The organism is Rhizobium sp. L1K21 (genome assembly GCF_024055895.1).
Classification (GTDB): domain Bacteria; phylum Pseudomonadota; class Alphaproteobacteria; order Rhizobiales; family Rhizobiaceae; genus Ensifer_A.
Window position 1 is genome coordinate 2,437,308 of sequence record NZ_JAMXLE010000001.1, and the last position, 11,916, is coordinate 2,449,223.

Annotated in this window: 9 protein-coding genes; 5 read left to right on the top strand and 4 right to left on the bottom strand. The window is 56.8% G+C overall.

What is annotated here, in order from left to right; all coding sequences use genetic code 11:
* Nucleotides 1-143 precede the first annotated feature (143 nt).
* Nucleotides 144-3,014: a DUF1217 domain-containing protein gene (locus NHF56_RS11795; RefSeq protein WP_252804507.1), complete on the top strand. Its 2,871-nt coding sequence runs from the start codon at nucleotides 144-146 to the stop codon at nucleotides 3,012-3,014.
* A 256-nt stretch (nucleotides 3,015-3,270) separates the two neighbouring features.
* A complete protein-coding gene (locus tag NHF56_RS11800; RefSeq protein ID WP_252804508.1) occupies nucleotides 3,271-3,840 on the top strand; it encodes a DUF6101 family protein in 570 nt (189 codons plus the stop codon).
* A gap of 126 nt (nucleotides 3,841-3,966) precedes the next feature.
* Here the strand turns inward: NHF56_RS11800 and ubiA are convergent, their stop codons facing one another.
* Complete coding sequence (gene ubiA / locus NHF56_RS11805) at nucleotides 3,967-4,926, bottom strand: 4-hydroxybenzoate octaprenyltransferase (RefSeq protein ID WP_252804509.1); 960 nt, start codon at nucleotides 4,924-4,926, stop codon at nucleotides 3,967-3,969.
* 124 nt (nucleotides 4,927-5,050) lie between these two features.
* Here ubiA and purD point away from each other — a divergent pair, with 124 nt between their 5' ends.
* From purD to NHF56_RS11820, 3 genes are all read left to right on the top strand, one after another.
* Nucleotides 5,051-6,322 (top strand): phosphoribosylamine--glycine ligase, encoded by a 1,272-nt coding sequence (gene purD / locus NHF56_RS11810; protein WP_252804510.1) that lies wholly within the window; start codon nucleotides 5,051-5,053, stop codon nucleotides 6,320-6,322.
* A gap of 111 nt (nucleotides 6,323-6,433) precedes the next feature.
* Nucleotides 6,434-6,979: a plant virulence effector HPE1-like domain-containing protein gene (locus tag NHF56_RS11815; protein ID WP_252804511.1), complete on the top strand. Its 546-nt coding sequence runs from the start codon at nucleotides 6,434-6,436 to the stop codon at nucleotides 6,977-6,979.
* A gap of 189 nt (nucleotides 6,980-7,168) precedes the next feature.
* The gene (locus tag NHF56_RS11820; protein ID WP_252804512.1) at nucleotides 7,169-8,560 is read left to right on the top strand and encodes an MATE family efflux transporter; all 1,392 of its coding nucleotides are present in this window, start codon (nucleotides 7,169-7,171) and stop codon (nucleotides 8,558-8,560) included.
* Nucleotides 8,561-8,565: 5 nt separating this feature from the next.
* Here the strand turns inward: NHF56_RS11820 and NHF56_RS11825 are convergent, their stop codons facing one another.
* From NHF56_RS11825 to NHF56_RS11835, 3 genes are all read right to left on the bottom strand, one after another.
* Nucleotides 8,566-9,069, bottom strand: coding sequence for a DUF523 domain-containing protein (locus tag NHF56_RS11825; RefSeq protein ID WP_252804513.1), 504 nt, complete (start codon nucleotides 9,067-9,069; stop codon nucleotides 8,566-8,568).
* Nucleotides 9,070-9,115: 46 nt separating this feature from the next.
* Nucleotides 9,116-11,233 (bottom strand): glycine--tRNA ligase subunit beta, encoded by a 2,118-nt coding sequence (gene glyS, locus NHF56_RS11830; RefSeq protein ID WP_252804514.1) that lies wholly within the window; start codon nucleotides 11,231-11,233, stop codon nucleotides 9,116-9,118.
* Nucleotides 11,234-11,332: 99 nt separating this feature from the next.
* Nucleotides 11,333-11,893 (bottom strand): hypothetical protein, encoded by a 561-nt coding sequence (locus NHF56_RS11835; protein WP_252804517.1) that lies wholly within the window; start codon nucleotides 11,891-11,893, stop codon nucleotides 11,333-11,335.
* Between the last annotated feature and the right edge of the window lie 23 nt (nucleotides 11,894-11,916).

The following is an 11,916-nucleotide window of genomic DNA, read 5'->3' on the forward strand; positions in this document are numbered from 1 at the left end:
GCGACGAAGTGAGTTCCGATTCGCGCAAGGTTCAATTCGTAAAGTTCTGGTTAAGATTTTTTTGTTAAGCTTTCAGTTTAGATTTACCCCGGATCAGCTCGATGGTTTCAACCTATTCAGGCTACAATTTATGGTCGAGAGACATGCGTGCGAGCATGAATCGCATCTCGTCGGATCCGCAGGTCCAGAGGGACACCGCCTATTATAAGGAAAACATTGTCAAGGTAACGTCCGTCGATGAATTCATGGACGACTACCGGCTTTATTCGTATGCGATGAAAGCCTATGGCCTTGAAGACATGACCTATGCAAAGGCGTTCATGAAACAGGTCCTTGAGAGCGACCTGACAGACTCCAGCAGCTTTGCGAACCGGCTCAGTGATTCGCGCTATCGTGATTTCGCCATTGCCTATCAGGCGAGCGCGCAGTCAAAAACCTTGATGAGCTCGGCTCAGACCGATGCCATGATTGAAGACTACGGCGACTATTCCGACAGGCTGGAGGAAACGATCGGCTCTGAAACACGCTATTACAAGGTGATGAACGATTCCCAATACGTGCAGAACGTCGATCAATTCATCGCCAATAGCCGTCTCAGAGATTATACGCTTGAGGCCTATGGGCTGAACCCGAGCACATTTGACAATACATTCCTGCGCGAATTGCTGGTCAGCTCCCCTGCTGACACCGATACCCAACTTCAAAACTATATCACCACGGCGCAAGATAAGATCGACGCGGCACAGGCCAAGTTGAGTCCTGTCGTCGAGCGCGATACGTTCATTAGTATCAGAGATGCTTATATATCTCAGCGCGACACCTATTCTTCGCTGCAGACTACTTTGTCGGACCTTCAGACCGCTCGCAATGAAACGGGTGCCGATGTTCACCAAATCGATCTCGATATTGCCGAAGCCAAAAAGAGTCTGGATTCGACGGTCTATAATTTCGTCTCCAACAAGACGACGGAGCTGAAATATCAAATCGACCTCTTGACGGCACAACAACAGGAACCGGGCGCAGACACCGCAGCGCTGCAAGCGCAGATCGATCCACTGCAGGCCGAGTTCGACAAATGGGACGCGGACAAGACGACCCTGACGTCCCTGAACGACTTGAAGTCGCAGCTTTACGATTGGCAAGCGGCGCTGACGGAACCTGGTGCCGACACGACCTATATCAACCAGCAAATTGACGATCTGAATACACAGATTTCAGCCGATTCAGATGCACTGAACTACACGCCTGACCTCACGACAATAAATACGGCCATCAGCGATACGCAGGCCATTATCGACAGCTACGATTCGTTAAACCTGCCTGCGCCGGGCGCGGAAAGCACGGCCTTCAAGGCCGAACAGAATGCCATCATCCAAACTCAGCAAGCCGCCATTACCAGCGTCAATGCTTTTGTTGCCATTGTCGAGGATTTCGAGTTCAACTCGGACGGCACCGTGCCGGCTGGCGGATACCTGAGCGATGCCAATCTCAACGATATCACCGAGGCATATGCCTACAAACAGGACCGACTAACGAAGACCGGCGCTACGCTGAATACCGAATTCTTCGCCGAGACGGTCAACAACTACACCACCGCCCGTGAGATGCTCTATGGCGCGGATGGCGATCGCATCTTCGACTATCTGAAAACCGCTTTCGGCATCACTGATGGCGTTGTGGTCAAGTCGATGCTTCTCAACGCGATTACCAGCGACCCTGACGATGAAAACAGCTATCTGAACACCGAATATAAGGGCAAGGCGAATTACGACGGCCTTGTTGCACTCTCACGCGCATTCAACTTCAATCACGATGAGGACGGCACCCTCCCCTCTGGCGCAGTGGCGATGAGCAATGAGAACATTCGCATTACCAACAGCCGGTACTTCTCCGCCTATGACGACAAGTATGAAGCGCAGGATGCGCTCGACGTCAAAAAATTCAACATAGCGCTCAATGCCTATGACGGAGGATTGAAGGGACTGCTCGACGGCTCGGACGCAAACGGCAAGTTTATTTATGAATTTGCGCTCAAAGCAGCAGGGCTCGATGCAGACGAAGTGTCCCGCTACAAGATGCAGCGCGTGCTTACCAGCGACCTCAACGATCCGAGAAGCTATGCGAACCGGCTTGGCGACGACCGCTACATTCAGTTTGCCAAATTCTTCAATATTGATGAAGACGGCAACGTGACGTCGCCTATGCAGGCACAGTCACAATCGTCCATCATTTCCCTCTCAAAGAAGTATATTATAGCGCAGACCGCGTTTGCAGAGGCTGAACAGGCTGATGCCGTTCGGGCAAAGGCGGACACCGAGGCCGAGTATTATCAGGATGAGATACTCAAGGTCGAAACGATGGACGATTTCCTCAAGAACGACCGCCTCGTGAATTTCGCTCTTATCGCCAGCGGCATTGATCCCGAAAACGTAACCAGCGACTTCATGAAAAAGATATTCCAATCGGATCTGTCCGATCCGGACAGCTTTGCCAATCAGCAATCCGATTATCGCTTCGCTGAACTTGCTGCGACGTTCAATTTTGACGAAAACGGACATGTGACCCGCAGCCAGGATGTCGGCGGCGTGCAGACATCCGGAGACCTTCTCAAGACGGTCAACCTTTACTACCGACAGTCGATTGAAGAGGAGGCCGGAGAGGACAGTGCCGGTGTCCGTCTGGCGCTTTATTTCGAGCGTGAAGCGCCGTCGATCAAGAGCGCCTACGATATCCTTGGCGACACCGCGTTGCTTGAGGTCTTCAAAACAACCTTCAGCCTGCCCGACAGTTTCTCTTCACAGGATATCGAGAAACAGGCCGAGCTGGTGGAGAAATATCTCAACCTGGAAGACCTGCGCGACGAGGACAAGCTTTCCAGCCTGATACAGAAATTTACTGCTCTATATGACCTGGAAAACTCCTCTACGGATTCCGTCGTTTCCATTTTATCAGGCAGTAGCAGCGGATTGAGTGCGGATACCCTCTATTCATTGAGCCAGCTCAAGCTGCGCTGATCCAGCGTTCTTTTTGCACGATTGCGTTTGTTCTCCGAACCATCCTGCGACAGCAGTTGAACGCATATTCACATTTGCTAAACCCTGTCCGATTCGATTTTGCTAACCATCTGGATAGGCAAAGTTTTCTTAACCTCGATTCTTAAGCAGACCGGAAGGTACCAGCCCTTACCTTCACGGATACAAGAGGGCGAAAAGCCCCTGAGCAATAACAAGAAGGCCTCAGGCCTCAAGGTAAAACAAGGGCATTAAACTGATGCAATATGCTAACTTCAAACCCGCATGGGCAGATGGCGCAACGTTCCGGCTGGACCCCAGACGGTTTCCCCACGAGGCGAGCTATGCGGTGGCGAACGAGAACAGCAGCGTGAGCTTCACGCTCAACGAACGCGGCGCGGTGTTGAAAAGACTTCTGCCCTCCAGCGGACTGCCGATTTCCATGGCTTTGCCCGCAAGCGTCTTCAAGGGCGTTGCGGCCCGCGCAATCGACCATGGCAATGGCGAAGTGACCGTGACGCTGGAACTGCACCATGAAGACCCCGATCTGTGCATTCCGCTTCTTGTTGCACACGACCTTTGCGACATTGCGGCCGACTGGCGCAACTGGGCCGATGCCTATCGCATTCCCATGATGATGGTGGAGGCCGATGGCGTTGCCCGCCCGCTGGAAGAGCATCTGACCAATGTTTCAGCCAAGCAGCCAAAGCCGCGCCGGCGTCATTCCAACTTTGCTGATCGTCGTCCACGGTTCCTGGTTCGCCGCACCACCGGCAGCCTTGGTCTCAAAATGTCGATCGAAGGCCGCGAAATCATCGCGCGCACATAATTCGAGCGCCGCCTTGCAAAAGGCGGTTGTCGACCCAACATAAAAATAAATATTGGACCCTCCAGTCCCCCTCCTTAACCGGCTGCTTTCCCTGGCAGCCGGTTTTTTATTGGGGACCGCGCTCGATCAGGCGAAGGGCAATGCCAGTATGAGGCCGGCGAAGATAATGGCACCTACAACGGCGTTGAACTTGAAGAGTTTCAAGCACTGCGCACCGTCATCGATATCGAGAGCACGGATCTGATAGGCGAAGGCGACCGCTGCTGCCAGGAGACCGAGATAGGCGACGAGACCAACGCCTGCGAGTGCAAATGAAACGACAAGCAGGAGAAGTGTGAGGCCAAATAGGCCGACGAGCCATTTGGCGGTGTTTTCGGCAAACAGGCGCGCGGTCGAACGCACACCGACGAGAGCATCATCTTCCTTGTCCTGATGCGCATAGATGGTGTCATAACCAATCGTCCAGGCGATGGCCGCGACGTAGAGGATGACGGAGGAAAGTGACAGCGAACCAAAGGCTGCCGCCCATCCCATCAAACCGCCCCAGGAGAACGCCAGGCCGAGAAAAAATTGCGGCCAGTCTGTAAACCGCTTTGCAAAGGGGTAAATGGCGATGGTGGCGAGCGAAGCGACCCCGAGGGCCACCGCAAACCAGTTGAACTGCAAAAGCACGACAAGGCCAACCAGGGTTTGCGCCAGCATGAAGATTTTCGCCTGACGGCTTGTGACCCGGCCCGAGGGAAGCGGGCGGGACCTTGTGCGCGCCACCTGCATGTCGATATCCTTGTCGACAATGTCATTATAGGTGCAGCCTGCACCACGCATGGCCACCGCACCGACAAAAAACAGAAACAGATGCAAAAGGGTCTGTGCCACATTCAGACTGCCTGCACCTGCGGCCACGTTTGCGGCAAGCCCCACCGACCAGAAACAGGGCAGCATGAGCAACTGCCAGCCAATGGGCCGGTCCCAGCGGGCAAGCTGGGCATAGGGCCAGAGCCCTCTTGGCAGCAGCCTGTAGACCCAGTTGTTGGAAGGGGCGTCAGAGACGCGTCCCATATCGCTATGTGTGGTTTGCTGGTTCATGCCCGATCTGTGGCAAGAGGACTGCCCGCCGTCAAGCGGTTTTGCCGGGAAACTCGGCCCTTGCGCTTGACGCCTCAATCCACAGGCTCTAGGCGAAAGTCAGAATTTTCCGGAGGCAAAACGCATGAATGTCCTGTTGATCGGCTCTGGCGGGCGTGAACACGCGCTGGCCTGGAAAATGGCCCAGTCGCCGCTGCTTTCGACGCTTTATATTGCGCCGGGCAATGCCGGCATGCACGATTGTGGCACGCTGGTGAGCCTTGACGTTGACAACCACGATGCGGTGATCGCGTTCTGCAATGAAAAGGCTGTTACCTTTGTCATCGTAGGGCCGGAAGCGCCGCTGGTCGCGGGCATTGCAGATGATCTGCGCGCTGCCGGGATCAAGGTGTTCGGTCCGTCTGCCGCAGCAGCGCAGCTGGAGGGCTCCAAGGGTTTCACCAAGGACCTCTGTGCGAAATACAACATCCCGACCGGTGCCTATCAACGCTTCAACAATGCGCCGAAGGCCAAGGCCTATGTGCGCCAGCAGGGTGTGCCAATCGTTATCAAAGCCGACGGTCTGGCCGCCGGCAAAGGCGTGACGGTGGCGATGACGCTGGATGAGGCGCTGAACGCCATCGACGATTGTTTTGAAGGGGCTTATGGCGAGGCCGGTGCAGAAGTCGTTGTCGAAGCCTATCTCGATGGCGAAGAGGCGTCCTTCTTCTGTATCAGCGACGGCAAGAACCTTCTCGCGCTCGCATCAGCCCAGGATCACAAGCGCGTGGGCGACGGTGACACCGGACCCAATACGGGCGGCATGGGGGCCTATTCCCCTGCCCCGGTGATGACGGAGGCGATGGTTACGCGCACCATGAAGGAAATCATCGAGCCGACCGTTGCCGGCATGGCCGCCGACGGGCATCCCTTCAGCGGCGTTTTCTTCGCCGGCCTGATGATCACCGAAAAAGGGCCGGAGCTGATCGAATACAATGTTCGTTTCGGCGATCCGGAGTGCCAGGTGCTGATGATGCGGCTGAAATCCGATCTTCTGGAAATCCTGCTTGCGGCTGCCGAAGGCAGGCTTAACGAGGTGACGGCCGAATGGCGCGATGAAACCGCGCTCACCGTCGTGATGGCGTCCAAGGGTTATCCGGGGTCTTACGAGAAAAACACGGTGATTGCCGCATTGCCCGAGAGCGTTGACGGAACGAAGATATTCCATGCCGGCACGGCGTTGAAAGACGGCCAACTTGTGGCAACTGGCGGGCGTGTCTTGAACGTGACGGCGACCGGTGCCAGCGTGATGGAGGCACAAACCCGCGCTTACGCTGCCGTGGATGCTGTTCAATGGGAAAACGGCTTCTGCCGCCGCGACATTGGCTGGCGCGCCATTGAGCGGGAAAAAGCCTGAAAGCCGTCAATGATCATCCGGCCCCGTTAACCGAAGTTTAACCACTTCTGCTGACGGGTTGGAAACAATAGGGCGTTATTCTCGTCGCTGATTGAATGCGGGAGACGTCTCATGCGTGGCATTATTCTTGGCTCTGTTCTGACCCTGGCGGCTCTGCCCGCTCTGGCCGGGAACCTGACGGCACATTCCATTGAGACCTTCCCCGCGGATAGCGGTGCAAACGGCAGTGTCTTCTATTTCAAATGTGCGACCTGCGATGGACCGAAACCCGAGGTCGTACCCGACTATATCGTTCCACAGTTGAAACACGGGACCGAACGGTTGGAATTCGTCGGTACCGGTGACGACAAGAAGGTGGTTCGCATTGAAGCCTGGCAGGGTGGCTCGCCCATCCGCCGGGTTTCTGTCACCCAGGCCCCGATTATAGAACGCGAAATTGCCTATCGCGACAAGATGCGCAAGAAGGCGGAGATGGCCGCGCTCAAAGAGAGCATGGACGAATGGGCACGCTCGCGCATTGCGGCAAATGCGCCAAAGGTTGATCGTGACACAAAGACCGCAGCGCTGACGCCAGACGGGAAACCGGTTGCGGCGAGCGTCGATAGCGCGCCAGAGGCCGATTTCAACCCGACAGCGCTTGAGCTGCGGCTGAACTAGGCCATCCGGAGAGCGATTCTCAATTGACATCATGAACACCGTGCGGCATAGCGGTTAACGGTTACTTGTGCCTGCCGGTCCCGCGCATTTTGCATGGTGAAGTCAAGTTTTCATTCTCAAGCTCAGCACACTCTGACGTGCGGCAATGCGGGCCCCCGATCATGAAAATCGAGTGTCCGGAAATGAGCCATGAGCATGATTGAGGCCCCAAGAGCCAACCCCTATCTCAGCGGGCCTGTCCCCGCCGTTTATTTCAAAACCGTTCTTCCCATTGCGTTTTTCATGATCGTCAACGGGCTGTACACTGTGGTCGACGCCCTGTTTCTGGGCATTTATGCCGGTGCCGATGCGCTGACGGCGGTGACACTTGCCTTCCCCATGTTCATGCTGCTGGTTGCCCTGTCTACGATGCTGGGCTCCGGCATGGCAAGCATCGTCGCGCGTTATATCGGGGGCGACGATCTGGTGCGGGCAAAGGCTGCGTTTTTATCCTCACACAGCCTGGCACTCGTGGTGTCGCTAGTGCTTGCCATTGGATTTACCGCCTTCGGCGCAATGGGATTTTCGGCAGCAGCCAGCGGTAATGAGGCGATTGCTCGCCAGGGCTGGCAGTATGTCGCCATCTTGACCTACACGTCGCCGCTGATGTTTTTCCTGTCCATTCAGGGCGACGAAATGCGCAGTGAAGGCAAGGCGGGGATCATGGCGCTGATTGGGGTTGCTGCCACGCTGTTCAACATTGTCTTCAACTATATTTTCATCGCCATGCTGGACATGGGAACGGCGGGTTCTGCCTGGGGAACGGTTGCGGCACAGACGCTCGCCTTTGCAGGGGCGATTGCGCTGCGCTTCTCGGGCAGAATGGCCCTTCGCATGGATATGCCGCAGCGGGGCGAACTGACCTACCAGTGGCGTGACATGCTGGCGCTTGGCCTGCCGCCATCGCTGAGCTTTGCCGGGATCGCGCTTAATTCAGCCGTGATCATTACCATGTTGAACGTGTGGGGCGGTGAGAATACGGAAGACACCATCGCTGCATACGGCATCTTCACGCGCATCCTCACCTTCGGCTTCATGCCGGTCCTGTCATTTAATCTCGCCGCCCAAAGCATGGCCGGAAACAATTATGGCGCGGGCGAATTTCAGCGTTCGAACAAGACCCTGGTCACGGCGCTTTTGACAGCCTTTATCTATGCGGCGCTCTTCGAGCTTCTGTTGATTGCATTTGCCGATCCAATCGGGCGGCTGTTTGTCGATAACGAAGCGGTGGTGAGCGAAATCTCACGCATCGTGCCGGTGGCGATGATGGCCTATGCGCTCAACATGCCGCTGTTTGTGATTGCCGGCTACTATCAGGCGCTCGGCATTGCCTGGGCAGCCGGTGCGATGAGCCTGATCAGAACCTATCTGATTGCCGTACCGCTTGGGCTCATCATGCCCTATTTCTTCGGAGAACCCGGTATCTGGCTCGCCTGGCCGATTGCCGATATTTCGATGCTGGCTGTCTGCGTTCTGGTGCTGGCGCGCGTCAGCAAAATGCGCGGCGCGCGCTTGGGGCTGTTCTTTCAAGCCAAAGCCTGAAAGCGTCACCGTCCATCAGTGCGTACGCCCGTGAGGGCCCGCTCCAGTGCGTCGAGTTCCTGATGCGAAAAGACAGCAATGCCGTTTTGCTTAAGCAAGGCTGCCGTCACGCCGGCACCGGCGTGCTTGTTCCCGGAAAAGCTACCATCGTGAATCTTGGCCGAACCGCAGGATGGGCTGCCGTCGATGAGGAGAGCGAAGGCGCAGCCAGTCTCGCGCGCCAGCGCCAGTGCTGCCTGCGCGCCATCCATATAGGCTGCCGTCACGTCTGCCCCGGCGCTATCGATGACTTTTGCGCTGCCCGCAAGAACATCGCTGCCGGTCATGCCGTTTTCGATTTCGGCCGGCAGGCGCGGTGTTGAAAAACCACCGGCCAGTTCCGGGCAGGTGGAAACCAGCCGCCCCTCGCCGCGCCACTGTTCAACGCGCAAGTCAAGAAGCGGCTTGGCCTGCCCGTCATAACGAACGGGACGACCATCAAGACAGGCGGAGATGAGGATTTTCGGCATGAAACAAGACTATCACCCTCTCAGAAGGCTGAGAAGGTGACTGTCTTTAGCCGTTGATCTTGGAGAAGTCCGCAACCGTTGCCGTGGTCTCACGGATGAGGGCCAGGAGCGCCAGACGGTTGGCACGGATGGCTTCATCCTCGTCATTGACCAGAACATCGGTGAAGAAGCGGTCGACCGGGCCGCGCAGTTTGGACAGCGCTTCCATGGCTTCACGGAAGTCTTCGCGCTTCACGGCTTCGGCAGCTTCCATGGAGGCCAGGCTGATCGCCTTGAAGAGTTCGCGTTCTGCGGCCTCGGTGAAGAGGTCCTCATCGGCGCTTTGCGCAACCTTCGTGCCCTTCTTCTCTTCCGCGGCCAGTAGCTGGGTGGCGCGCTTGGTGCCAGCGAGAAGGTTCAGCCCGTCTTCAGAGGTGATGAAGGCGGTGAGCGCTTCAGCGCGGCGGGCGACCATCAAGAGATCGTCGGCCTCCGGCGTCAGTACGGCATCGATGATGTCGTGGCGCGCGCCTTGATCGCGGAGATAGACTTTCAGGCGGTCGTGGAAGAAGGACAGGAGGTCCGCATCCTTGGCGAATGTGAGCAAAGGCAGGCGGACATTTCCCTTTTCCAGCAAAATGCGGATCACACCTAGAGCCGCACGACGCAGCGCATAAGGGTCTTTCGAGCCTGTGGGCTTTTCGTCGATGGCCCAGAAACCAGCGAGCGTATCCAGCTTGTCGGCGAGCGCAACAGTGGCGGCGACCGGATTGGTCGGCAGCGAGTCCGATGGGCCGAGCGGCTTGTAGTGTTCTTCGAGGGCGGCGGCGACATCGGCGTCCTCGCCCTGCAGGAGCGCATATTTGTGGCCCATGATGCCCTGAAGCTCGGGAAATTCGCCGACAGCCTCGGTGCGCAGGTCGGCTTTGGCGAGCACAGCTGCACGGTCAACCTTGGCTGGATCGGCACCGGTGATGGCGCTGAGTTCCTTTGCCAGCGCACGGATGCGGGCAACACGCTCACCTTGCGTGCCAAGCTTGGCATGGAAGGTGACGTTCAGATGGTCGAGCTTGGCCATGCGCTGATCGAGCGGCTTCTTAAGATCAAGATCGAATTTTGCGGCGCTGTCCTTCAGTTCGGCGAGATCCGGCAGATCGCGCTGGTCCTGCTTCCAGAAGTGAACGGCATCCGACAGGCGCGAGCGCACGACCTTGCCATTGCCGTGCATGATTTCCTTGCCGCCATCCTTGGCTTCAATATTGGAAACAAGGATGAAGTGGTTGGACAGCGCATTCTCGCCGCCCTTGCGGCAGACGAAACATTTCTGGTTCGTCTTGATCGTCAGGCGGATAATTTCGTCCGGGATATCCAGAAATTCCTCTTCGAAGGTGCCCATCAGGACATTCGGATATTCAACAAGACCGGAGACCTCTTCGAGAAGACCTTCGTCTTCCACGAGATCGAGACCGGAGGCAAAAGCGAGGTTCTTGGCGTCCTGCAGAATGATTTCCTTGCGGCGCTCGGCGTCGAGAACGACCTTGGCCTTCTCCAGGGCAGCCACATAATCGTCGAAACGCTTGACCGTGATCGGCTCCGGCGCGTGGAAACGGTGCCCATACGTGACGTTCGATGCAGTGATGCCGTCGACTTCAAAGGGAATGACCGATACTTCGTCATTTTCCACGCCGAAGGTGCAGACGATGGACTGCAGCGGGCGCACCCAACGCAGCGCGCCCGGCTGGGCCGATGCCGCGCCCGAGCGCATGGATTTCGGCCAGGGAAAATTGCGGATAATGCCGGGCATAACCTCGGCAATGATCTCTTCGGCAGCACGGCCCGGCTTTTCGATGACCGCGACGTAGAAATCACCCTTTTTGGGATCGTTCTGCACCTCTGCCTGATCGATGGAGGTCAGCCCTGCGCCACGCAGAAAGCCTTCGATTGCCTTTTCTGGGGCATCGGTGCGCGGACCCTTGCGCTCTTCGCGCGTATCGGCAGACCGCGCCGTCAGCCCACGGATATCCAGCGTCAGCCGGCGTGGCGTCCAATATTCGCGTGCGCCCTCATAGGTCAAACCGGCATCGACCAATGCATCCGTCAGCAGCTTTTTCAGGTCGCCCGCCGCCTTGCGTTGCATGCGTGCGGGTATCTCTTCGGAGCGAAGTTCGAGAAGGAGGTCAGGCATGGTTGTTCAGCTTGCTAATTGCTTGTGAAATCTGTGCGCGGGACTTAGCAAGCTGCGAGACGATTGTCACCTAGTTGGCGCGAGAAAAGCCCTGTCGGCTTATCGCGAGTGGTTGATGCGGTTCGCGATGAAAACAGCGATCACCAGCACAATCACGCCGCCTATGGCATAGGGCAGAACGGAATGACCTGCCTCTGGACTGAAGATGACGCTCCAGAGCGATTTCACCAGCGCGCCCGCAGCAGCGACACCAAGGCCAAGCCTCCATGACCGCTTCCAGAACGCCGCCGCCAGCGCCCAGCCATAAAAAATAACGGCCAATGCCCCCACCATATTGGTGAGAGACCAGCCCTGAGAAAGAATGTCTTTTTCCATCGCCAGGAAGCGCATGACATCCTCGCGGGGCACGGCAGGTGCCGGAAACCAGAACATGGAGGTCAACAGCGCCAGAATGGATGCCATGATGCCGGTGAGTGAGCGGCGAAAGGCAAAATAGCAGAAGGGTAATAAAAAGAGCGGGCGGGCCACCCATGAGGCGGTGTTCTGATGGCGGGTGAAGGCCCAATCGAAGAAGGGACGGTGTTCAAAAAACACAGTCAGCAATATGAGGGTGGCGAAAGCCAGCATAGCAGCCGCGGCACGGTCCCAATTCCGGGTCATGGTCTTTCCTTTTCCTTTGACCG